Annotated in this window: 23 protein-coding genes and 2 pseudogenes; 11 read left to right on the forward strand and 14 right to left on the reverse strand. The window is 43.0% G+C overall.

What is annotated here, in order from left to right; all coding sequences use genetic code 11:
- Positions 1-46: 46 nt before the first annotated feature.
- Entirely contained in the window at positions 47-1,363 is a 1,317-nt protein-coding gene (locus tag F6K64_RS04915) for an RNA-guided endonuclease InsQ/TnpB family protein (protein ID WP_009149554.1), read from the forward strand.
- A 49-nt stretch (positions 1,364-1,412) separates the two neighbouring features.
- On the opposite strand, the pseudogene F6K64_RS04920 reads toward F6K64_RS04915, so the two are convergent.
- Together F6K64_RS04920 and F6K64_RS04925 are read right to left on the reverse strand one after the other, a co-directional pair.
- Positions 1,413-1,622: pseudogene (locus F6K64_RS04920) on the reverse strand (hypothetical protein); the annotation flags it as partial.
- Positions 1,623-1,758: 136 nt separating this feature from the next.
- Entirely contained in the window at positions 1,759-2,028 is a 270-nt protein-coding gene (locus tag F6K64_RS04925; protein WP_009149550.1) for a hemolysin XhlA family protein, read from the reverse strand.
- A 142-nt stretch (positions 2,029-2,170) separates the two neighbouring features.
- Here F6K64_RS04925 and F6K64_RS04930 point away from each other — a divergent pair, with 142 nt between their 5' ends.
- The 3 genes from F6K64_RS04930 to F6K64_RS04940 all read left to right on the forward strand — a co-directional run bounded on the left by F6K64_RS04930 (position 2,171) and on the right by F6K64_RS04940 (position 4,753).
- A complete protein-coding gene (locus tag F6K64_RS04930; protein ID WP_009149548.1) occupies positions 2,171-2,668 on the forward strand; it encodes an SET domain-containing protein-lysine N-methyltransferase in 498 nt (165 codons plus the stop codon).
- Between the two features lie 68 nt (positions 2,669-2,736).
- Positions 2,737-3,465: a class I SAM-dependent DNA methyltransferase gene (locus F6K64_RS04935; protein WP_009149547.1), complete on the forward strand. Its 729-nt coding sequence runs from the start codon at positions 2,737-2,739 to the stop codon at positions 3,463-3,465.
- Between the two features lie 64 nt (positions 3,466-3,529).
- The gene (locus F6K64_RS04940; protein ID WP_009149545.1) at positions 3,530-4,753 is read left to right on the forward strand and encodes a diaminopimelate decarboxylase family protein; all 1,224 of its coding nucleotides are present in this window, start codon (positions 3,530-3,532) and stop codon (positions 4,751-4,753) included.
- A 155-nt stretch (positions 4,754-4,908) separates the two neighbouring features.
- Here F6K64_RS04940 and F6K64_RS04945 read toward each other — a convergent pair whose 3' ends face one another.
- The 6 genes and pseudogenes from F6K64_RS04945 to F6K64_RS04970 all read right to left on the reverse strand — a co-directional run bounded on the left by F6K64_RS04945 (position 4,909) and on the right by F6K64_RS04970 (position 11,495).
- On the reverse strand, positions 4,909-5,664 hold the full coding sequence (locus F6K64_RS04945) for a thioesterase II family protein (protein ID WP_009149543.1): 756 nt from the start codon (positions 5,662-5,664) through the stop codon (positions 4,909-4,911).
- A 299-nt stretch (positions 5,665-5,963) separates the two neighbouring features.
- Positions 5,964-7,523, reverse strand: coding sequence for an AGE family epimerase/isomerase (locus F6K64_RS04950; RefSeq protein WP_009149541.1), 1,560 nt, complete (start codon positions 7,521-7,523; stop codon positions 5,964-5,966).
- Between the two features lies 1 nt (position 7,524).
- Positions 7,525-9,060 carry an AGE family epimerase/isomerase gene (locus tag F6K64_RS04955; RefSeq protein ID WP_075873699.1) on the reverse strand — a complete coding sequence of 512 codons (1,536 nt, stop codon included), beginning with the start codon at positions 9,058-9,060 and terminating at the stop codon, positions 7,525-7,527.
- 87 nt (positions 9,061-9,147) lie between these two features.
- Positions 9,148-9,414 (reverse strand): annotated as a pseudogene (locus tag F6K64_RS04960) (ISKra4 family transposase); the annotation flags it as partial.
- A 169-nt stretch (positions 9,415-9,583) separates the two neighbouring features.
- Entirely contained in the window at positions 9,584-10,930 is a 1,347-nt protein-coding gene (locus F6K64_RS04965) for an alkaline phosphatase PhoX (protein ID WP_044494492.1), read from the reverse strand.
- 25 nt (positions 10,931-10,955) lie between these two features.
- The gene (locus F6K64_RS04970) at positions 10,956-11,495 is read right to left on the reverse strand and encodes a pentapeptide repeat-containing protein (RefSeq protein ID WP_009149535.1); all 540 of its coding nucleotides are present in this window, start codon (positions 11,493-11,495) and stop codon (positions 10,956-10,958) included.
- A 426-nt stretch (positions 11,496-11,921) separates the two neighbouring features.
- Between F6K64_RS04970 and F6K64_RS04975 the strand changes: the two genes are divergently transcribed.
- Together F6K64_RS04975 and F6K64_RS04980 are read left to right on the forward strand one after the other, a co-directional pair.
- On the forward strand, positions 11,922-13,487 hold the full coding sequence (locus F6K64_RS04975; protein WP_287263388.1) for a SagB/ThcOx family dehydrogenase: 1,566 nt from the start codon (positions 11,922-11,924) through the stop codon (positions 13,485-13,487).
- Positions 13,484-13,657 (forward strand): hypothetical protein, encoded by a 174-nt coding sequence (locus tag F6K64_RS04980; protein WP_287251747.1) that lies wholly within the window; start codon positions 13,484-13,486, stop codon positions 13,655-13,657. Before F6K64_RS04975 ends, F6K64_RS04980 begins: the two co-directional genes overlap by 4 nt.
- Here the strand turns inward: F6K64_RS04980 and F6K64_RS04985 are convergent.
- Positions 13,651-13,857, reverse strand: a complete 207-nt coding sequence (locus F6K64_RS04985) for a hypothetical protein (RefSeq protein WP_287263387.1) — start codon at positions 13,855-13,857, stop codon at positions 13,651-13,653. The genes F6K64_RS04980 and F6K64_RS04985 overlap by 7 nt on opposite strands.
- Positions 13,858-14,179: 322 nt before the next feature.
- Here F6K64_RS04985 and F6K64_RS04990 point away from each other — a divergent pair, with 322 nt between their 5' ends.
- Complete coding sequence (locus F6K64_RS04990) at positions 14,180-14,902, forward strand: pentapeptide repeat-containing protein (protein ID WP_008178328.1); 723 nt, start codon at positions 14,180-14,182, stop codon at positions 14,900-14,902.
- Here F6K64_RS04990 and F6K64_RS04995 read toward each other — a convergent pair whose 3' ends face one another.
- Complete coding sequence (locus F6K64_RS04995) at positions 14,903-15,031, reverse strand: hypothetical protein (RefSeq protein ID WP_267871967.1); 129 nt, start codon at positions 15,029-15,031, stop codon at positions 14,903-14,905.
- A gap of 35 nt (positions 15,032-15,066) precedes the next feature.
- Positions 15,067-15,207: a hypothetical protein gene (locus F6K64_RS05000; protein WP_287251742.1), complete on the reverse strand. Its 141-nt coding sequence runs from the start codon at positions 15,205-15,207 to the stop codon at positions 15,067-15,069.
- Between the two features lie 135 nt (positions 15,208-15,342).
- Between F6K64_RS05000 and F6K64_RS05005 the strand changes: the two genes are divergently transcribed.
- The 3 genes from F6K64_RS05005 (at position 15,343) to F6K64_RS05015 (ending at position 17,928) form a co-directional block, all read left to right on the forward strand.
- Positions 15,343-17,226: an alpha/beta hydrolase gene (locus F6K64_RS05005; protein WP_008178327.1), complete on the forward strand. Its 1,884-nt coding sequence runs from the start codon at positions 15,343-15,345 to the stop codon at positions 17,224-17,226.
- Between the two features lie 177 nt (positions 17,227-17,403).
- The gene (locus F6K64_RS05010; RefSeq protein WP_154659649.1) at positions 17,404-17,553 is read left to right on the forward strand and encodes a hypothetical protein; all 150 of its coding nucleotides are present in this window, start codon (positions 17,404-17,406) and stop codon (positions 17,551-17,553) included.
- A 114-nt stretch (positions 17,554-17,667) separates the two neighbouring features.
- Positions 17,668-17,928, forward strand: a complete 261-nt coding sequence (locus tag F6K64_RS05015) for a hypothetical protein (protein ID WP_008178326.1) — start codon at positions 17,668-17,670, stop codon at positions 17,926-17,928.
- A gap of 3 nt (positions 17,929-17,931) precedes the next feature.
- Here F6K64_RS05015 and F6K64_RS05020 read toward each other — a convergent pair whose 3' ends face one another.
- From F6K64_RS05020 to F6K64_RS05030, 3 genes are all read right to left on the reverse strand, one after another.
- Entirely contained in the window at positions 17,932-18,405 is a 474-nt protein-coding gene (locus tag F6K64_RS05020) for a hypothetical protein (protein WP_008178324.1), read from the reverse strand.
- A 154-nt stretch (positions 18,406-18,559) separates the two neighbouring features.
- Positions 18,560-19,195 (reverse strand): precorrin-8X methylmutase, encoded by a 636-nt coding sequence (locus F6K64_RS05025; RefSeq protein WP_008178322.1) that lies wholly within the window; start codon positions 19,193-19,195, stop codon positions 18,560-18,562.
- 68 nt (positions 19,196-19,263) lie between these two features.
- Positions 19,264-19,467 carry a hypothetical protein gene (locus tag F6K64_RS05030; RefSeq protein ID WP_287251740.1) on the reverse strand — a complete coding sequence of 68 codons (204 nt, stop codon included), beginning with the start codon at positions 19,465-19,467 and terminating at the stop codon, positions 19,264-19,266.
- 428 nt (positions 19,468-19,895) lie between these two features.
- Between F6K64_RS05030 and bchB the strand changes: the two genes are divergently transcribed.
- The gene (gene bchB, locus F6K64_RS05035; RefSeq protein ID WP_009149518.1) at positions 19,896-21,422 is read left to right on the forward strand and encodes a ferredoxin:protochlorophyllide reductase (ATP-dependent) subunit B; all 1,527 of its coding nucleotides are present in this window, start codon (positions 19,896-19,898) and stop codon (positions 21,420-21,422) included.
- Positions 21,423-21,452 lie beyond the last annotated feature (30 nt).

Consider the following 21,452-nt stretch of genomic DNA (forward strand, 5'->3'; position numbering starts at 1 on the left):
AGGTAGTATATTCAAGTTATCCTATAGACTAAGGAGGTGACGAGGAATGTATGGATGCCAACAGCACCTGATAACCACAGACCCTGATAATAGGGCGGTTTTAGAATTTATTTGCGGAGAAGCCAATAAGTTAACTAATTGCGCTATTTATTATTGCCGTCAAGTATTGTTTAAGGCTGGTAAGTATGTCAAGAAGTTTGAGTTAGACAAGATCCTTAAAACTAATATCCATTTCAGGGCAATGAGATCTGCTTGTGCTCAACAAATTCTCCACAGTGTAATTGAATCATTTAAATCCTATCAGGCATTGGCAAAACTTTATAAATCTGGAAAACTAAGGGATAAGCCAAGGGTTCCAAAGTACAGAAAGAAAGGCGGAATGGCTGTCGTAAGTTATCCAGCTAGGTGGGTGAAGCTAAAAGATGGACAGCTCAAGTTTTCTTTAGGGAACCAGGTTAAAGCGTGGTTTGGAATTGATCATTTCCTTCTTCCAATGCCATCTAATCTGGATTTCAAGTCGATCAATGAATTCCGTTTTGTTCCTCGCAATGGCTGCTTTTACCTGGAATTTGTCTACAAGCAATCTGACATCGAGCCAGTTCAGACTAGTGGTAACGCCCTAGGAATAGATCCAGGACTCAACAACTGGTTGACTTGCGTTTCTACCACCGGCAAATCATTTATTATTGACGGTCGCAAGATTAAATCCCAAAACCAGTGGTACAACAAACAGGTAGCCAAAATTAAAAAGGGCAAGCCTCAAGACTACTGGGATGAGCGTTTGGCAAATATTACTGAAAAGCGGAATCGCCAGATGCGGGACAATATCAACAAAGCAGCCAAGTTTTTTATTAATTGGTGCTTGAGGAATCAAATTAGCACCGTGGTATTTGGATGGAATCAACGCAATAAAGATGGCATTAAGATTGGGAAAAAGAACAATCAAGAGTTTGTCCAAATTCCCACTGCAAGACTCAAGAATCGAGTCCAGCAATTATGCGAGCAATACGGTATTAAGTTCATTGAAACCGAAGAAAGCTATACGAGTAAGGCTAGTTTTCTAGATCAGGATTTTCTACCTACACTTGGTGCGAAACCCATTCGCGAAGCGTGCCCTTCGGGCTTGGGGTGGAAGCCTTCTGGAAAGCGAATTAGACGTGGTCTCTATCGGTCAGCTAATAACGAGTTAATTAACGCAGATTTAAGGCACGCATGTAATATTTTGCGCAAAGTAGCGACACAGCTAGGGGTTGACCTAGCCGAGGTCGGTAGGGCAGCTTTGAACCTGCCACAACGGTACAGATTGGATTCTCTATCTAGTCAGTATTGTAAGCATCACGCAGCGCGGTTTCAACCCGCGTAGTGAGATCAGCTAACAATCCCCGTCTTTTTAAAGCGGGGAGAGTTCAAAAATCCTTGGGTTGTTGGAGAAAAATGGCATTGGACAAAATATCAGGATTAACCACCAGAATGTATGCCATGGTGACAAAGGTGGTTATTCCCGCCAGAATCTCCGTACTAAGTTTGGCTTGGTGTTGATCAAATTGGAAAAATTTAGCGTTCGCATTGGTATCTTCCACGACTTTACGGGGTTCCGTCAACGGGTCAGATTCTGGAGCCATGGCAAGGCTTGGGTAATCAATCTGCTGCTAGCATAGTATTTTTTTGCTACATGCGATGTTCCAAAGGAACCGCTTCGCGAACGCAATCTCTAAATCCCTAATCTCTGCTGGCTCCAATCCATCCTTTGAGAATAAATTAGGGGTTGCCTGAAATAACAACACGACCAACTGCTACCAGAAAACCGCCAACTGCTGTGACCAAAATGCCGATCAATGTCCAAATTTGTGCCTTGGTTGAACCTTTTAATTCTTTTACATCCGTTGCGACCGCGTCTAGCTGTGTCTCTACTTTTATTAGTCTTTCGTTTATCTTGTTGACATCTTTTTGAAGGCTGTCTAGCTTCCCGTTTATGTCTTTTAATACTTCCTCTAAAGAGTAAGTAATTGTTATGGGTGTCTCGCTCATGAGTTAAACTCCTAATTTATTATTGGTCATTTCATACACTATTGACTTTTGTTGCAAAATATTTTTTTAAAAAATACCAACTAATTGTATAATAGCTTAGAGCGGGAATACTGCATCCAAATAATTTGGATCAGGTACTTATATGGATGAATTTGGTAAAAACTATATCGCTGAAAAACCCCTAAAAGTTGCATCATGGGCCGAGCTCCGGGAGTGTCCGACAACTGGAAGCAAATCCCTACACACCACCGTCGAGTTTATGCCCGGACAGGTAATCTCTAAATTTGGCGTAAAAAAGAGCCTAGAGCAGCCCAATTATTTAAGCCTTCAAATTGGGGAACGCCAACATATTATGCTCCACCCAGAGTTTTTGCATTATCTCAATCATAGCTGCGCTCCCAATGTATTTTTCGCTGTGAGCGATCGCGTTCTGAGAGCCATGACTAAAATTGAAATTGGGGAGGAACTGACTTTCTTCTATCCATCTACGGAATGGTCGATGGATAGAGGATTTGATTGTATTTGTCAAAGCAAAGATTGCTTGGGTACTATTCGAGGTGCCGCCTACTTACCCTTAGATATTTTAACAAAATACAAACTCGCGCAGCATATACAGCAGCGCTTGGCTAAACGACATTGATGTCCTAAAATTGGCTTGATAAACAGTTTAAATCAACAGTCTCAAATAAAATTAGGAGAGCTACCACTATGAATAAATACGATAACATTGCCGAGTATTATGACGCCACTATGAAAAGTGGGTATTACGACTATCCGAAAGAAGCTCAGTCCCTGGACTCTATCCTCAAAGGTCGGAAAAAACTTCTCGAAATAGGGGTGGGAACGGGATTGCTTGCAGAAAAACTGCTCGAATTAGATCCCAGCTATGAGATAACTGGCATAGATTTTACTCCTGCTATGTTAGAACGGAGTAAAGCTCGTTTGGGAAATCGGGCAAAGGTAGTAGAAGGTAATGTGTTATCAATGGATTTGCAAGAATCTTTTGATGGCATATATTCCCATGGGGGTCCAGCCGGTGTTAGTCGGGTTGGTAACGATTACCACTTATACAGTTTTCTGCCCAATTTTGAGGACACCGTTAAAATGTTAGACAATATTGCCCGCCATTTACTTGACGGAGGCTTGTTTGTACTTAACATTCAAGCAGAAGAAATTGATGCAGATGGCGAGCAAGAGATTGGCAACGGCATTGTTTACGCTCAGCAAAAGCATCTCGATTTCCTAGAGAATAAAGAAATGTACTTTTGGGAAACAGACTATCGTTTCAAAAAAGAAGGTGAGATAGTTGCTAGCGATCGCCATAAATTCTTAATGGTGTACGGCCAACTTCTAGAAGATACCATGAAGGCGGCAGGGTTTAAGTTAAAAGAGGCGACTCCCGACGATTTATATATGGTTTACCAAAAAGTGATGTAAAAAAAGGTTCGAGTTAGACGCAACAAGAAAAACTTATTCAAAACAATTAAGATTTGGCAGTAGCATGATCTCAAAAGACAATAACAACTCAGAAATAAAAGATGGATGGCGAGATGATGTAACTGAATTTAGAAATTGGATGACAATTATTCCAACTATTCCTGAGACATTGTTCAAGATTGCCAGTGATATTCCCACCCCGGCACTTGTGTACGACCTAGATGCCATCACTGACACTGTAACGGCTTTACGAAACGACCTCAGACAAATTCAGAATAGTGAGCTTTGTTTGGCTGTTAAAGCAAACCGCTGCCAATCTGTGTTGCGTCATATGGCTAAACTTGGCCTAGGAGCAGACATTACCACCATACAAGAGCTAGATGCTGCCATGGCAGCAGGGCTGTGGCCAATCTACTCTACAGCACCAGGCTTCTCAGTTGCCGACCTTAAGCGTTTGGCAACTGAGGGTGTTATTCCAGATTTGTGCAGTCTGTCTCAGTTGCGTGTCTGGTGTGAAAGCGTTAACCGAGACAAAAGAGTTGGACTTCGACTTCGCTTTCCTTTTCACGAAGATGCTAAGGCTAAGAATGCAGTAACCCGATGGAGTAGATTTGGAGTTGATCCCACAGATTCCGGTCTACACAGCCTAATACAAACCCATGAGCTTGAGGTCGTCCATCTTCATGTTCATGAAGGTGAAACTTTTTCAGAAGCAGATCTACATCAGACACTTGATTTGCTAGTATCTTGCTTGGAAATCTTTCCTAAAGTTGAAGTGCTCAATCTCGGCGGTGGTTGGGCTTACCTGTTCCATCTGCAAAAACCTGAAGCACAACGGGTTTGGGATTTAGTAAATAAAACCATTACTCGTATCAACAACCAGCGCCAGCAACCAGTGCGGCTTGTGATTGAGCCAGGAATGCTATTAACTATGATGGCGGGCTACCTGGTTGCGGAGGTCAAAGCAGCAGACGATCATCCCTCTGGGAATCGCATTGTTGTTTTGGATACCTCTGCTTGGAACTTGATGTTCTGGGCACCACGTCCAGCAGTTGCTCAGATCCCTTTCCGAGAAGGACCTATGTTCGTCCATGACCTCGCAGGTTGTACTTGTTATGAGACAGATTATTTTTGTCTTAACGAAAAGATGGCAAGAATAGAGGTTGGTGACCGCGTGATCTTGAATGCATCGGGTGCCTACACCAGCAGTGTGGCGCGGAGTCTGCATGGACTACCAATACCGAAAGAGTTTGTCATTCGGGACAACCGTCTATGCCTGGTTGAGTGATCAAATTGGGTGAACAAAAAAAAAGTGTCTCGAATTAGTAGACCTGTGATGAAAATAGAAGCTCAAACCTCGAAGCAGGGAATAAAAAAGCTTATCAAACGCTTTTGCTCCCCGCTCCCTCACCAGACCGGGTTTTCAAGGAAAGACCCAAGGAATCACACTGGTGCGATCGCAAACTTTGTGATTAGCTCCAAAAGCTGATTACACTCCTTCTTATTATTAAGAAAGAAGTGGTCACCAGGAAACATGTGTATCGTGAAAGTGCTACTGGTTTGGTCACGCCAGGCAGCAAGCTCATCACTGTTGGCGTCGGTATCCTGCAAACCTCCGAAAACAGATATCGGACAATTAAGTGGGGGTTCGCTAGTGTAGGTATAGGTTTCGTTCATCCCGAAATCCGCTCGCAGGATCGGTAGAAACAGCTTCATTAGCTCCTGGTTTGCTAGCACAGCCTCTGGTGTGCCATTATATTGACGCAATTCTTCGATCAACTCAGACTTGGGCAAGTTATGAAGGGGAAGTTTTCGGGCAGGTACTTGAGGAGCGCGGCGACCGGAAATGAACAAGTGTCGAGGACTCTGGGCTTCCTCGCGCCGGAGTTGACGGGCTAATTCAAAACTGATTATTGTTCCGAGACTGTGACCAAAAAAGGCAAAGGGGATATCGAGATAGGGCAGTAAACCTGGTGTTAGGGTTTCAATCAGGGGCAATACGCCAGTAACCAGGGGTTCCCGCAGTCGCTTGCCCCGTCCAGGCAGTTCCACTGGGCAGACTTCGATATGGGGTGCCAATTGCTCCGGCCAAGTGCGAAAGCTCGAAGCAGCACCACCAGCATAAGGAAAGCAAAATAGGCGCAGGCGGGCTTTAGGATTTGGTTTTGGGCGAGTGATCCAAGAGTTGGTAGTAGTCATTGGTTATTTTGAAGGGAACAGGGAGTAGGGAGTAGGGAGTAGGGAACGAAATTATCACAATTCCTACACGGATCCCTATCTTTGGAAAGTAATCAATAGACTTCGCCGCAGAAGTTGGGAAATCGATCACTTTTGTAATACAAGATAATAGGCTTAGTTGTTATTTCACCAAGCCCATAAATAGTTTACAATAAAATCCGAGTTATATTAATATCATGTTCGGATAATTAGTGATAAAAAACCTTCTCCCTTGAAACCTTACTCCTTTCTTCTGCCCTCTGCCTTCTGTTCAGAAAACCCTATTTAATACCAGTAAAACTTACTATCACCCGATTCAAATCGGATAGTGAAGGCAGATTACTATCAGTTATTGATGGCATTGGCGACCTATTGATGTCAACAATCTCACCTGTATAGTAGTAAGGTTTAATATTCTCTTTTTCTTTGCCTTTCTTGCGAGCAAAGTATAGTTTCACTTTTTCTCCTTGGTTTGCCTGAGAAGTAATATAGCCAACTAGGGCGTGTTCATGGGAGTGAAATCCATTTTTCCAGTGGTATTGTTTAGGTAATTGCTTTTCTAAAGTCGGCCAAGTCAGTAAGTTCCATACTCCATGATTAGTATGATCTACCATATTTTTCAACCACCAATTAACAGTTGATTTTAAATATTTGTCAACGTAGGATGAGTCTTCCAAGCTAAGTGTTCCTGCCATTTGATCTAATTCAGCATAGACCCACCATTTTTTGTCAAGGTCACGAACACCCTTATCATTCTCATCAAAACTAATACCTCTACCCCAAAGCCCTGATTCTACATCATAAGCTTCCTCTAGCATACGAGATGCACCTATTTGGGCAAAGTCAATAAATCTTTGATTATTGAAAAGTTTACCAGTTAAGTAAATCATCCAAAAGGCTTTCATGGAATGACCATAATCTGTCGGCAGTTTTCCCTCTCCTATATTGTTAATCTCCATCCAGAATGTATTATATTCAGGGCTATAAAATTCGTTGATTATACTACTTGATAAATTTAACAAATCTTGTTTCCATTCTGATTGATAAGGTTCTGGTAAGATTGGCGCGAGAATAAGCATGTAGGTATAGATCTGATCCAATTGGGACAGCAAATGTTTTTTCTGTTTAAGCCAATTGTTAGTAACATTTTCATTCTTAACTTGCTTGGGAACCCACATCATCATCTCTAGTTTTGGATCATAATAGGTCTCAAAGATAAAGTTCTTTAGTTGAATAATTTCTGGTAATAGTTCTTGATCTTGAGTTAGATAGTAATAAAAAGCCATTCCCTGTAAAGCATAGGCTAGTTCCTGACTAGTACGCTTTAAAACAGAAGGACCAGATTGGCGACTTTCTCTTTTCAAGTAACTAAATGCACCACCATTTTCTCGATCAAGTCCATAGTTACGAATCCAATCTATTCCAGCTTTTGCTAAACTAAGAAACTTTGGGTTTCCACTTAAATGATAGGCTACGCAGTATGTGTAAACTTGACGAGACTGAGAGACAATATAGTTTTTATCTAAGTTGTTGGTAATATAACCATAATTGTCTCCTAATTTAGTAAAAGCTGAACAGGGTTTAGATGGATTGACTAGATCACCATTGTCGCAGCGAAAACTAGGAAAATTACCCACAGGTTTACCGTAAGCAGTTTCCATCAACCACCAAGGATTGAGGTCTTCTTCTAAATGCTGTAACCATTGTTGACCCATCGTTATTTCTGTATTTTGTTGTGCTAATATTGGTTGAAATACGGTATAAAAGCAACAAAGTATCAAGATAATTATGCTAGTGATTAGACTAAATGCAAATTTGTTTTTACGAAACTTTTTAAGCATTTTATTTATAGTTAATCTCCGTAAAAGTAACTTCGATTTTATTCATTTCAGGTATGGATTGTAGCGGTTTTTTATTGATTTTTTCAATCTTTCCTGTATTATAGTAAGGTCTAATTCCTTTTTTTTCTTTTCCTTCCTTACGGGCAAAGTATAGTTTCACTTTTTCTCCTTGAGTTGCTTGAGTAGTAATATAGCCCACTAAAGCATGTTCGTAACTGTGAAAACCATTTTTCCATTTCCATTGTTTAAAACCTTTCTTTTCTAAAGTTGGCCAAATTACTTTATGCCAGATTCCATGATTAGTATGATCTACCATATTCTTAAACCACCAATTAACTGTTGATTTTAAATATTTGTCAACGTAGGATGAGTTTTCTAAACTCAGAGTTCCTGCTACTTGATCCAATTCAGCATAGATCCACCAACTTTTATTAAGGTCTTTAATTAATTTTTTATTTTTATCAGCATACAATCGTGAATACCATGTTCCTGATTCAGAATCATAGGCTTCTTTGAATAACTTATCAGCACTAGTTCTCGCAAAAGTAATAAATCTTTCATTGTTAACTAATTTACCAGTTAGGTAGATCATCCACAAAGTTTTTATTGAATGTCCATAATCAGTTTTGCCAGTTAATATTTTTTTATCTTCTGCATTGTCAATATAATACCAAAAATTATTATATTCAGGACTGTAAAACTGGTTCATTAAGATCCGCGAGATGTGAACCAAATCTTTTTTCCACTGCGACTGGTAAGGTTCAGGTAATATCGGTGCGAGAAGCATTAGATAGGTGTTCATTTGATCTAATTCATACACTATTCCTTTCCTTTGTTTTTTGGATTCCTGGTTTTGAGGGTTTTTAGGTAATTGAAGTATTATGTCTTGTTCTGAATCATAGTAATTTTCAAAGATAAAGTCTTTTAACTTAATAATATCTGGCAATACTTCTTCATCTTGAGTTAGATAGTAATAAAAAGCCATCCCCTGTAAAGCATAGGCTAGTTCTTGACTATTACGCTCTGAAACAGAAGAAAGAGGAGTAAGATTATCTTCAGAAAATACAGTAAATACACCACCATTTTCTCGATCAAATCCATATTTGCGAATCCAATCTAATCCAGATTTTGCTAAACTTAAAAATTTAGGATTTCCAGTCAATTGATAAGCAACTCCGTAGGTGTAAATTTGACGAGAATGAGCAACTATGTGCTTTTTATTAAAGTAATTTTTAATCCAATTGTCTTCATCTTCTAAATCCTTAAAAATTGGGCATGGTTGAGACAAATCAAGTAGCTCCCCATTGTCACATCGCAAGCTAGGAAAATTACCTACAGGTTTACCAAAAGCAGTTTCCATTAACCACCAAGGATTGAGGTCTTCTTCTACATGCTGTAACCATCTTTCACCGGTTAGGGTTTGTATTTTTTGTTCGAGTAATATAGGTTGGCTAATGGTTGGTGACAAGCCAACTATCAAGGTAATTACTAAAGTAGTAATAAGTACATATAAATAAAATCGATATTTTTTCATCATCTGTAAATAAAGGGTTTTAGCAATTTTAGTAACCCAGAACTTCAATTAATTTTTTTTTTTTATTCCCGTCATTGTCCATAAATCTTAATCAGCTATCTTATCGGATTCACTTTCAAAAATTAGCAGAGCATTTATTTTAAAGTTTTGGACTCAATCTACTATCAGGTTTGCACTCAAAATAATCGGCCTGTTTATCGCTTATTTCTACCTCTGTTAATCTCGTTTTTATTCTTCAATATCTGCCAATTTAAAGTTGACTAACTTCTGACAAAAAAAATGAGCTATCTCTGGTGAAAGTTATCCTTGGAGATAGTCTCTTAGGGTCGTTTCTATATTCTCCGGCTCACGTCTATTTTGGGATCACCTCGTTTCACAGCCGCTATTGCTTTTCTGCGTAGGTCATAACTTAAGGAAGCAGGCATCGGTGTTCCTCGCTACTCGTCATCTATAAGTCCTAACATAGATTCGTAGCACTATATTCTTTATTTTGTCAAGTTCTATGACTTTACAACCGCTTTAGACTCTAAACCCAAGGGCCCTGAATTGCAAATGTGATACCAGGCTCTTGAATGTTCACGAACATGATCCGACCATTGGGTGAGAAGCAAGCACCAGCAAACTCACTGCTGTTGAGGGCATTCCGTGCCAACTGGTAAAGCTCACCTTTAGGATTGACCCCAACCAGGAATTGGTCACCACCACCATCTTCACAGAGGATGAGATCCCCAGAAGGACTCATGGTCACATTATCTGGGTGTTCTAGTAAGCTGCGGTCATGGGACTCAACAAACAGTTCAATGGTGCCACCCTCTTGGGGATTGCTACCAGGAACATAGCGCCAGACTTGACCAGCTCCATTCGCCCATCCAGTGTTTGGATTTAACGAACCACCACTAGTACAGGTAAAGTAAACCTCATTATTACCGTACCATGCCCCTTCTCCCCGGGTAAATTGGGTTGCTCCCTTACCAAAACCTTCAACCCGCACAGTATCTTCTTCCGGGTCTACATCCTCAATCCGAACCCATTCTACTGCCATGGGCTGACCGACAGGGAAGTTTTCAACCGTGATTTTTTGAAATGTTCCCTGGATCTTCAATGCCTCCAGTAGACCCCCTGCTTTTAAGTTGCCTGGTTGCTTGGGAATAAAGCGATAAAACAGACCATCCATCCTGTCTTCAGTCTGATAAACAATCCCAGTATTGGGATCTACTGCAACGGCTTCATGGTTAAAACGACCCATGGCCACTAGAGGCTCAGCTTGAACCACTTCACCGGTAATGGGCACTTCAAAGTTATAGCCGTGCTTCATCGAAACACTTCTGGGGTCATCTGCCGGATAAGTGGTGGGAGTAACGGTGCTTTCTTCACAACTAATCCATGAACCCCAAGGGGTTGGTCCGCCACTACAGTTTCGTTCAGTACCAGCGAGGGAAGTGTACTGTTTGACCAGTTGACCATTGGCTGCCACTACTAGTGTTGTCGTGCCTCCCAAACACATGGGGTCATACTTGATATACTCTACTGCTACCAATCCATGTTTATCCAATTGATGGGGGCTAAGTTCATGATTGCGCACCAGGACAGTATTGCCTCCCGGTGCAGGAAAAGCCGCCATGCCATCGGGTCTACCAGGCACCAAATTGCTATCACTCATGGTGTCACCTGTGCGGGATAAAATTTTATAGCTAAATCCGGCTGCCAGGTCTAATAATTGATTAGGGTCTGGCTGAAGGGACCCAAAGCCTTTACCTCGAAATGATTTACCAAGAGCCTTCTTGGCAAAAACCTCTTTCAAGGGGGATGCTAGAATTGCACCAGCGGTGCTAGCACTGGCTAAGGCAAAGAAGTGACGTCGTGATAAAGTCATTGGTGGATAACGGATAGGTGTTTGATCACTCAGAGCCATCAGCTCTATGCCCATCAGGATAAATCGTCGAACTATCCAAGTAGGCATCACAAAGATCGACGTTCTCGGCTCGAAATAAGTTGCAACCCCTCAACTGAGCCTTAGTAAGGATAGCTCTTTTCAGGTTAGCATTACTCAAATTGGCATGGCTGAGATTGGCATGGCTCAGGTCAGTGTCCCTCAAATCTGCTGCTTGGAGATTAGCACCAGCTAGATTTGCGCCCTGTAAATTGGCACGACGTAGATTTGCTCTGAACAGATTGGCATTCTGAAGATCCGCCCCAGAGAGATTGGTCTGGTAGAGCTGGGCATCACTTAACTGAACTGCTTGAAGTTGAGCTTGCTGCAACTTGGCTTGACTTAGATTAGAGTAGGGCAGGTAAGTCTTTTTAAGATTGCTGCTAGTCAGGTCAATTGCTTGTATATCTGCTTCAAACAGGTCAGCTTCACTGATATCTACTCCACTAAAGTCTCGTCTACCCCTAGCGTATTGTTCAAGTAACTCGGCTCCACCAATCTTTTTCATTGCGCTATAAATAGGTCAGCTTTTGCCGCCCAATACCAATTTATAAAATAATGTCAATGCGTATTTATGCTTATTTATTTTATAAAGGTATAACTTTGTAGCGCATTACACACTTAATTATAATTCTTTTTTAATATTTGTGAAAATTTGCTACGTAAAAATAAAAATACTTGACAAAATAATTTTATTAAAATAAAATTATTTAATAAAATTTTTTCGAAATTTTTCTTAGGTAGGGAGCAGGGACTTCGGACTTCGGAGCAGGGAACAGGGAATAGGGAACAGGGCAAAAATCCTGTGTACGTGATTAGGCTAAAAACCGCTATATCAATAAGGGAGCAGGGAACAGCGGATCACCGGAACAGGGAACAGGACAAAAATCCTGTCAAGATATAAAGCAAAGCTTCATGTTCTGTTGCAACTAAGATGTCAAAACTGCCAGTATCCATCGCTCAGCACTACCACGAGCGCACCAAATATGCTCCAGAAACCATATCAGCCAAAAATAAGGGCTTAGACTGGGAGAAGCAGCCGATACCGTTTAAAGACTACAAAGTTGGGACTAACTTTGACCTAAAACCATACTTCTCACAAGACCGGGAGCAGTTTACCTCTGAACCGAGTAAAAGTTGGTGGCGGCTATCCCAGTTACTACTGTGTAGTTATGGTTTGACAGCTAGGGTGGAGACCATGGGACCACCACTTTATCTGAGGGCAGCTCCCTCTGCTGGTGGCTTATACCCAGCTGAAGTTTATTTGATTTCCCGTGGTACTCCCCTATTACCACCAGGACTATACAACTATCAGTGTCTGACCCATTCTCTGGTTCATTTTTGGGAGAGTGATGTTTGGAATGCACTGCAAGAGGCTTGCTTCTGGCACCCAGTTTTGGAGAGTACGGAACTGGCTATTGTAACTACAGCGGTATTTTATCGCTCTGCCTGGCGCTATGAAGACCGGGCATACCGTAGAATTTTTCTAGACACTGGTCATCTGCTAGGCAACATTGAGTTAGCTGGGGCTTTGAGTGATTACCGACCTCACCTAATTGGTGGCTTTGCTGATCAAAAAGTTAATGAACTGCTTTATCTAGACCTGGAACAAGAAGGAGCGATCGCAGTAATCCCCCTGGCCGATCAGCTCAAAGTTGAACAAAACTTGCCCATCGCCCCAACTGTGTTGCCATCTCCTACTGAAGTTAATTACCCAAAGATTCCAGATGGAGAATTATTGGGTTATTTGCACCGCGCTACGGAAATTAAAGAGGGTGGTGATTGGAAAGCTAAGGGTAATACTTTAAAGATTACAGACATTGACCAGCAGTTAGAAGACAAGTACAATTTTCCGTTTTGTGATAAAGTTTCAACGGCTACAAACCCCATAGATTGGGGGGAGTTAACCAGCTCAGGTAATGCTCCGAAAGCATTTTTAGATACTATTCTAAAACGACGCTCTACCCGAGCTTATAGTGCAGCTAATTTGACCTTGGAGGAGCTAAAAGCTCTTCTGGATTTTACATACCAACCTCAGCATTACATTGAGCAGGGGTTAGATGGAACACCAGATTATTTTGATTTAAGTTTAATCGAAACATTTATAGCAGTATCTGGGGTAAATGATCTAGAAGAAGGCTGCTATTATTACGCGCCTAAGGCTCAAGAATTGCGGCAAATTCGGTTTAAAAACTTCCGACAGGAATTGCATTTTCTGTGTTTAGGGCAAGATCTGGGTCGAGATGCCAGAGCAGTGGTGTTCCACACGGCTGACTTACAAAAAGCAGTGGCTAGATTAGGCGATCGCGCTTACCGTTACTTGCACATGGATGCTGGTCATCTAGGACAGCGGCTCAATCTAGCAGCTATTTACCTTGGTTTAGGAGTAAGTGGTATTGGTGGCTTCTTTGATGACCAGGTAAATGACGTTTTAGGTATTCCTGTTGATGAAGCGGTTGTTTATATTACAACTTTGGGGCGTCCTAGAACACGGTTTTGAGGTTTCTTTCGGGAGTAGGGAATCGGGAGTCGGGAGTCGGGAGTGGGGAGTCGGGAGGGTGGGGAGTGTTGGAAGTTTGGGGAGAGGGGGAGATAGGGAGAATTGGGAGTCGGGAGTGTGGGGAGATGGGGAGAATGGGGAGATGGGGAGATGGGGAGAGAGATTATTGATGTGATCGCATCGACTCGGGAATCGGGAGTCGGGAGTCGGGAATCGGGAAATCGGGACAGAGATTATGGATGCGATCGCATCGACTCGGCAGTCGGGAGTCGGGAATCGGGAGTCGGGAGTCGGGAATCGGGAAATCGGGACAGAGATTATGGATGCGATCGCATCGACTCGGCAGTCGGGAGTCGGGATGCGATCGCATAATTTAATTTACCGTCCTGCCCAAATAACGCCAACCGACCCCTAGAAATACTTTAGGACTTACGCAGTAACTCTACCTGTAGGGTTTGGTGCCCAGTTTTGGGTAAGTCCTGTCCAAGTCGCTGTTTCGCCAATGTCTGGTCTTCAAACAATAGTTGCACCCAAGCCGTAATAGCTTGGGTGTGGCTTTTTAGGCCGCCATTTTATACAAAAGCTGCTGACAGTCTTAAAAATCTTAACAAAAATGTAAACTTTATTTTCGCTATGTTACATTAAATTTAATACTTTATTAAGAATTGTTACCTAGAGGACTAATCAACTACATGGCGGAACCTACCCATCTGGCTGAGCTTGAGCAGGGTCTAAAACTCTGGAATCAATGGAGAGACAATCATCCCAAACTGATCCCTGACCTGATGGAAGTAGACCTGAGTGGGCAAAACCTCAATGGTTTCAATCTCTTTCAAGCAGAGCTAATGGGAGCTAACTTGAGTGGGTCATTGCTGATTTATACTGACCTGACTGAGGCTTGTGTCGTTGGGGCAATATTTGATAAAGCTATTCTTCGTCACGCTTACTTGAATAGAGCCAAGCTTACCCGTACATCCTTCCAAAGAGCAGACCTGACTATGACATCTTTGGAAGACGCTAATCTAATTAGGGTTAACTTTTCTCTGGCAGACCTTGAGGGAGCTAATCTGTTTAGAACTAACCTGATTGCTGTGAATTTCACCAAAGCCAATCTGAGTAGGGTCAACTTCACTGAAGCGGTGATGACTGGGGCTAATCTTAATGAAGCTCAACTGATTGGTAGTAATTTTGATAAAGCTAATTTAACAGGAGCAGATCTGGTGAAGGCGAATCTGAAAGGGGCTAACCTTAGTCAAGCTAATCTTAGTTATACCAACCTCAGAGAAGCTAACCTTAGTGAAACCAACCTCAGAAAAGCGAATCTTACCGGAGCTGATTTAACTCATGCCAACCTTCAGGGGGCTAATCTGATTGAAGCGGAACTTGATGGAGTGATATTAAATACGAGTATTTAGTTATTTGGGAAAGGGAGTAGGGAGTCGGGAGTCGGGAGTCGGGAGTCGGGAGTAGGGAATCGGGAGTCGGGAGTCGGGAGTGGGGAATCGGGAAGAAATAGGTGTGTCTACTTCATTAATAGTAAGCATTCAGTAGTCAGCAGTCAGCGGTCAGGAGTCAGCGGTCAGCGGTCAGCCTTTGCCTGAGCGCTGATAGCACCTAAAGTAGCACCTAAAGTAGCCCATAGGCTGATAGCTGATGGCTGATAGCTGATAGCTGATAGCGGATAACTGATAGCTAATAGCTGAGAACTGATACGCGACACGCTAATAGCTAATAGCTGATAGCTTACCCTTTAGTGCAGAAGTGCTGCAGAAAAAATATTTCGATGGGCTTGTCGAGTCTTGATTAAGTCGGCTTTGATCGAAATATCCGCACTCACATTCTGCATACATCGCTAATGATCAATTTTCAGCTGCCATGGTCTGATCGCGGCCATACCTCTGAATCTTCTGTGAAGAAAAAACACTGTAATGGTTCAATAGGTCAAATTAAAAAAATCAGACAGGGTGCTCTAGGTAGTCTCTTTGTGACTCTGTTTTGGGCAATTACCCCACCAGTTTTTGCCGCTGAGTATCTCACTCTACGCTTAGGGCCATTTGAGCAATCTGTCGCTATCAAGGAATTAGAAACGTTTGCTGAGACAGGGGAGTTATCACCAGCACTGCAACCCTATCGAGATATCCTCACGCCACAGATTCGGAAGATTTTGACCAATAGCCTCAAACTCAACCCTAAGACCACAGAAACCTTTATCAATGACCTTCTCCTCTCCAGCGATGGCGCACGGTTGTTGGACAGACTAGGGTTAGCACTCCCCGATAGTAGTTTAGAGCAATTAAAAGCTGCTCTGTTGTTAGGAGCAAGGCAAGTTAATGGTTTAAGTGTGCTGAGTTTCTTACGGGCTTACCCAGGAGAAAAGATCACTTTGGATGCTTCGTCTGCTGTTGGGATTGCCCTACAACTTAATGCCTCTTATTGGAAAAGTTTAGCAGTTGGTCCGATCTTAGAGCAAGATTTGGCTGTTGCGGACGCTGCCACCTTTCGCCCTAGATTTGACCCTGCTACTTCCGGTCCCCAATTGGTTAAACAGCGTAAACTAAGACTAAGAGACCGACAACGGCAACGTACTATTATTGTAGATCTATACTGGGCTGAGGATACCACTGGACCAATGGTAGTTCTCTCCCACGGATTTGCTGCAGACCGCAAATTTCTGAGATATTTAGCACGCCATCTAGCCTCCCATGGCCTTACTGTAGCTTCCCTAGAGCATCCTGGCAGCAACTTTACCAGGATTAACAGTTTGTCAGCACCTGGTAAACTTGGGGATTTGTTACCTCCGGGGGAGTTTATTGACCGTCCCAAAGATGTCAGCTTTCTCCTGGATGAGTTGGCTGACATCAACGATAGATATTCTACCATGCTTGGTAAACTGAATACTCAACAAGTTACAATTATTGGTCATTCCTTGGGGGGCTACACGGCTTTAGCGTTGGCTGGGGGAAAACTCAATTTAGAGGAACTGCGACGGTTTTGTAAAAATCGCTCTCCTGTGGGCAGATCCCCAGCAGATTGGTTCCAATGTGCAGCGGCTGATTTACCAGAAGACGAGGTTAATCTTACTGATCAGCGAGTGGTGCAAGCGATCGCTTTGAATAGTGTAACCGGGCGTTTGTTTGGTACTAAGGGTTTGCGTCAAGTTACTGTACCAACCTTAATGTTAACGGGCACAGAGGATGCCATTACACCAGCTCTAGACCATCAGTTACGGTCTTTTAATCAGTTGGGGGGTTCTAAGTATTTGATTAGCGCCATTGGTGGCACTCACCTCAGTGTGACTGACCCGAAGAATCTTAACGATGCGATCGCTAGAAGTACGTTAGTCAAAGAAGTGGTTGGAGACGATGCCCATAGCCTGCGGCAACTGGTCAAAGGTGTAAGTTTAGCCTTTATTAAGCAGCTAACTCCAGAAGCTGAACGCTATGAACCATTTTTAACCCCAGCCTACGCTCAATCTCTTTCGAGTCCCAAAATTTCCTTGCGTCTGAGTAAAAAATTACCCCCTACGATAGCGACTTGGTTTCAAGTTCTATCCGTGGGAAATCAGCAGGTTGCTATTAACTTTAAGGACGTAAATTATGGGTCGATCAGCTCAAATAAATTCTATTTTTATCCTAACACTAAAATGATGACTCCGAATAGTTTTTGCATTGGACAGCTGAATCAATTGTTCAATAAACTTATCAACAAGTACCGCGAAAAAGCAACTCGCATCAGTTAAGCTATATAGTTTTAGGGAGTCGGGAGTCGGGAGTCGGGAGTCGGGAATAGGGAATAGGGAATAGGGAATAGGGAGTGTGGGGAGATGGGGAGATGGGGAGATGGGGAGATGGGGAGTCAGATCAGTAGACCTCTTGCATAAGTCTCATAAACCGTGGGTGTTGACAAGGCAAAAGGCATGCATACAAAAGGGATAGATTTTGATTTCATATTTATTTTTGCAAGAGGTCTAGTTTTCCCGATTCCCGATTCCCGATTCCCTACTCCGGATTCCCGATTCCCGATTCCCGATTCCGGATTCCCGATTCCCGATTCCCGATTCCCTTAATTAATTGATAGTTGACAATTTTAAAGTTTTGTAACTTATGGCCAATATGGCAAGACTTTTCTATTAGCTATGGGGGAAGTTTATATAAACAATCAATAGAAATAAATTGGATATATGGCTATCATGGAAATCTCTGATTTAGGTTTCACCGAGAGGTTAGAGAGTGACAGCTTTGTTTCTGACAGTAGTGATCATAAAATAACTGATGTTGTCGGTGGTACAAGTCGCAGGATTCGTTGGCCTCATAATGATCAACCGCAGCAGGAGCCTACGACAATTGTGAGCATACCCATAAAATTACCGTTTTGTCCTCTTTTCTTATTTCCTGATGGCACTATCGGGCATAAGTGTTTTGATACTGATGATAGTCATTAGTCACTAAACCCAGCCAACCACATCTTTGATTTGATAGATCGCTAGCTCCCGGTCAATATGTTTCTTGGCTTTAAGAATCGGACTGTTAGGATTTTTGTACCAGCGCTGGGAGCGGAAACAAAAACCATTGGCTGTTATTACCTCCCAACTATAGCGAGTGCGATCAATCAATAACCAGATTTCATAGGAGTGATAGGTCTGTCGGGGAAATTTAAGAATACCAATTTCTAGCAGAATGCTCATGCGCATCCGCGATCGCTCTATACGTTTGAGTAATTCCAGAAAACACAATGCTGCCCGTTTAGCCGCCTCATGAGTTGGGTAACGGTAGCGATCGCGGGGTTCAAATTTGAAGTCTCGACTACTAAGGCGGAAATGAAACTTGCCTGAAGCATCTTCGACATATATCACACTCCAGGGGGTTTTCGGGTACTTTACACAAAAACCTGGAGCTATTAGTTTAACCGCAGTTGCCATCCTTATCCCTTTGCTAAACCGTTGCTGACAGGATCTTAGCCAAATTTTGATCGATCACCAACAGAGGGTTGCGGTCAATGAGCTTGACCGAAGGTGATTACCGATTACCGATTACCCGTTATTCTCGATTATTCCACAATTGGGCAACGCCCTTTTAGGCGTGTGAGAAGTCAATATCATCCTGGCCATAGGCTTGCCAAGCCAAGTCTACTAAGCCATCAACAATAGCAGCAGCCACTACCGCAGAACCCTTACGACCATCAATCCGAATGTGGGGAATCAAAGAGTCCGTCAACCGAGATTTAGCCACATCCACCTCGACAAATCCCGCAGGTACCCCAATCACCAAGGCTGGTCGAATTTCCTCTGCCTCAATCAACTCCACCAATACTGTTAAAGCTGTCTGAGCTTGACCAATCACAAAAATTCCTTCTGGATAGCGTCTAGCTAAGGTTTGCATCCCCCAGGCTGCCTTAGTCTTTTCTTTTTGAGGACGAGTGAGGGTTTCCATGCTGCAATACACAGGATTAGCAAAGGTATCTTGAATGTGGGGAGTGATCCCTACTTGTACCATTGGCACATCCACTACAATTGTGCTACGAGCAGCTAGAGCTGCTGCTCCTGCTTGTAATGCCCGCTCAGAAAAATGAATCAGAGACTTATACTCAAAGTCGGCTGTGGCATAAATCACCCGCCGCACAATCTCGTATTCCGCTGGTGAAAAGACATGCTCGCCTATTTCACGGTCAATAATTGCCAGACTTTGAGCATCAGTTATATGCCATTCCATGAGGACTCTTCAGACAAACTGGTTGTGATTATTTTGACATTATTCTGCTTGCTATAGGGGTTTTCATATTAGGGAACAGGGAATCGGGAACAGGGAATCGGGAATCGGGAATCGGGAATCGGGAATCGGGAATCGGTAACAGGCAATAGGCAAGAGGCAAGAGGCAATAGGCAAGAGGCAAGAGGCAATAGGCAATAGGCAATAGGCAATAGGCAATAGGCAATAGGCAATAGGGAAAACTGATCTGACTCCCCATCTGGCCATCTCCCCATCTGGCCATCTCCCCCCACTCCCGACTCCCGACTCCCGACTCCCGACGCCCGACTCCCTGTAACTAAAAATTAAAAATAATTGCAATTTGATTCAGATTCTTTTATATACCTAATTTATATGTTTAGCTTGGCAAGTGGATTTGGGGAATTAGATACCAGGGAAAGAACACTTATCCCTAAGGATAGTTATTACCTCGGAGTTCTGAGAAAATCTAAATCACGCTTGGGTCTTAAGGCTGTTCGCGTAGCGTGGCCAAAGGCCAAGGCTGAAGGCTGAAACCATATTGGTTGCTGAGTAACAAATCCATAAAATTGTTACATTATTGATGATTGATGATTGATGATTGATGCTTAATGCTTGATTATTGATGATTGATGCTTGATGTTTGATACTTGATACTTAATCTTTTAACAAGGGAGAATAGGATATGAAATTGGCTTACTGGATGTATGCAGGTCCTGCCCACATTGGCACACTGCGCGTTGCGAGTTCTTTTAAGAACGTCCATGCTATTATGCATGCCCCCCTAGGGGATGACTACTTCAACGTGATGCGCTCCATGCTAGAGCGAGAGCGGGACTACACTCCGGTAACTGCTAGTATTGTTGACCGGAACGTGCTAGCACGGGGTTCTCAGGAAAAAGTGGTAGACAACATCACCCGCAAAGATCAGGAGGTAAACCCTGATCTGATTGTGCTTACCCCCACCTGCACCTCCAGTATCCTACAAGAAGACCTGGAAAATTTTGTAAACCGGGCTCAGATGGATGCTAAGGCTGATGTGATGTTGGCAGATGTCAACCACTACCGGGTCAATGAATTGCAAGCGGCTGACCGCACCCTAGATCAAATTATTCAGTTCTACCTCAACAAAGCCCGCAAGAAGGGTGAGTTGCCAGAGGGCAAAACCGCAAAGCCCTCGGTTAACATCATTGGTATTTCTACCCTTGGCTTCCACAATCAACACGATTGTACTGAACTGAAGCGGCTGATGGCTGATTTGGGCATTGAAGTTAACGAAGTCATCCCAGAGGGAGCTTCTGTTCACAATCTGAAAAATCTACCTCGGGCTTGGTTTAACCTGTTGCCTTATCGGGAAATTGGCTTGATGAGTGCCCGTTACCTGGAAGAAGAGTTCTCGATGCCCTATGTCGATATTGCTCCTCTGGGTGTGGTGGAAACTGCCCGTTGTATCCGTAAAATTCAGGAAATTGTCAATGGTCAAGGTGCTAATGTCGATTACGAAGAGTACATCAACAACCAAACCCTGTACGTTTCTCAAGCTGCCTGGTTCTCTCGCTCCATCGACTGCCAGAACTTGACGGGTAAGAAGGCTGTGGTTTTCGGAGATAATACCCACGCTGCGGCTATGACTAAGATTCTGGCACGGGAGATGGGTATTCATGTGGTGCTGGCTGGTACCTACTGCAAGTATGATGCGGACTGGTTCAAGGAGCAGGTGAGCGAATACTGTGATGAGATCCTGATCAGTGATGATAATGGTCAGATTGGGGATGCGATCGCACGAATTGAACCTGCTGCGATTTTCGGTACCCAAATGGAACGGCACGTTGGTAAGCGCTTGAATATTCCCTGTGGTGTGATTGCTGCTCCAATTCATATCCAAAACTTCCCCATCGGTTATCGCCCCTTCATGGGTTACGAAGGCACTAACCAAATTGCTGATTTGGTCTACAATTCCTTCACCTTGGGTATGGAAGACCACTTGTTGGAAATCTTTGGTGGTCATGATACCAAGGAAGTGATTACCAAGGGTATCTCTGCTGATTCTGACCTGAACTGGAGTAAGGACGCTAAAGCAGAACTGAATAAGGTGCCTGGTTTTGTTCGCGGTAAAGTGAAGCGCAATACTGAGAAGTTTGCTCGTGAGCGTGGCTTTAGTGAAATCACTCTTGAAGTGATGTATGCCGCTAAGGAAGCTGTAGGGGCTTGAGGTTAATACAGCTTTAACCTGAATCAGGGG

Source organism: Moorena sp. SIO3A2 (genome assembly GCF_010672265.1).
Taxonomy (GTDB): domain Bacteria; phylum Cyanobacteriota; class Cyanobacteriia; order Cyanobacteriales; family Coleofasciculaceae; genus Moorena; species Moorena producens.

Bases quoted from the DNA above. Each gene is read 5' to 3' on its own strand.
- bchB (WP_009149518.1), top strand. From the start codon at position 19,896: ATGAAATTGGCTTACTGGATGTATGCAGGTCCTGCCCACATTGGCACA.
- F6K64_RS04915 (WP_009149554.1), top strand. From the start codon at position 47: ATGTATGGATGCCAACAGCACCTGATAACCACAGACCCTGATAATAGG.
- F6K64_RS04995 (WP_267871967.1), bottom strand. From the start codon at position 15,031: ATGCTTACTATTAATGAAGTAGACACACCTATTTCTTCCCGATTCCCC.
- F6K64_RS04935 (WP_009149547.1), top strand. From the start codon at position 2,737: ATGAATAAATACGATAACATTGCCGAGTATTATGACGCCACTATGAAA.
- F6K64_RS04985 (WP_287263387.1), bottom strand. From the start codon at position 13,857: ATGCGATCGCATCCCGACTCCCGACTGCCGAGTCGATGCGATCGCATC.
- F6K64_RS04925 (WP_009149550.1), bottom strand. From the start codon at position 2,028: ATGAGCGAGACACCCATAACAATTACTTACTCTTTAGAGGAAGTATTA.
- F6K64_RS04930 (WP_009149548.1), top strand. From the start codon at position 2,171: ATGGATGAATTTGGTAAAAACTATATCGCTGAAAAACCCCTAAAAGTT.
- F6K64_RS04945 (WP_009149543.1), bottom strand. From the start codon at position 5,664: ATGACTACTACCAACTCTTGGATCACTCGCCCAAAACCAAATCCTAAA.
- F6K64_RS04990 (WP_008178328.1), top strand. From the start codon at position 14,180: ATGGCGGAACCTACCCATCTGGCTGAGCTTGAGCAGGGTCTAAAACTC.
- F6K64_RS05015 (WP_008178326.1), top strand. From the start codon at position 17,668: ATGGCTATCATGGAAATCTCTGATTTAGGTTTCACCGAGAGGTTAGAG.
- F6K64_RS05030 (WP_287251740.1), bottom strand. From the start codon at position 19,467: ATGGGGAGATGGCCAGATGGGGAGTCAGATCAGTTTTCCCTATTGCCT.
- F6K64_RS04940 (WP_009149545.1), top strand. From the start codon at position 3,530: ATGATCTCAAAAGACAATAACAACTCAGAAATAAAAGATGGATGGCGA.
- F6K64_RS04975 (WP_287263388.1), top strand. From the start codon at position 11,922: ATGTCAAAACTGCCAGTATCCATCGCTCAGCACTACCACGAGCGCACC.
- F6K64_RS05020 (WP_008178324.1), bottom strand. From the start codon at position 18,405: ATGGCAACTGCGGTTAAACTAATAGCTCCAGGTTTTTGTGTAAAGTAC.
- F6K64_RS05010 (WP_154659649.1), top strand. From the start codon at position 17,404: ATGCATACAAAAGGGATAGATTTTGATTTCATATTTATTTTTGCAAGA.
- F6K64_RS05005 (WP_008178327.1), top strand. From the start codon at position 15,343: ATGATCAATTTTCAGCTGCCATGGTCTGATCGCGGCCATACCTCTGAA.
- F6K64_RS05025 (WP_008178322.1), bottom strand. From the start codon at position 19,195: ATGGAATGGCATATAACTGATGCTCAAAGTCTGGCAATTATTGACCGT.
- F6K64_RS04965 (WP_044494492.1), bottom strand. From the start codon at position 10,930: ATGACTTTATCACGACGTCACTTCTTTGCCTTAGCCAGTGCTAGCACC.
- F6K64_RS04950 (WP_009149541.1), bottom strand. From the start codon at position 7,523: ATGCTTAAAAAGTTTCGTAAAAACAAATTTGCATTTAGTCTAATCACT.
- F6K64_RS04955 (WP_075873699.1), bottom strand. From the start codon at position 9,060: ATGATGAAAAAATATCGATTTTATTTATATGTACTTATTACTACTTTA.
- F6K64_RS04970 (WP_009149535.1), bottom strand. From the start codon at position 11,495: ATGAAAAAGATTGGTGGAGCCGAGTTACTTGAACAATACGCTAGGGGT.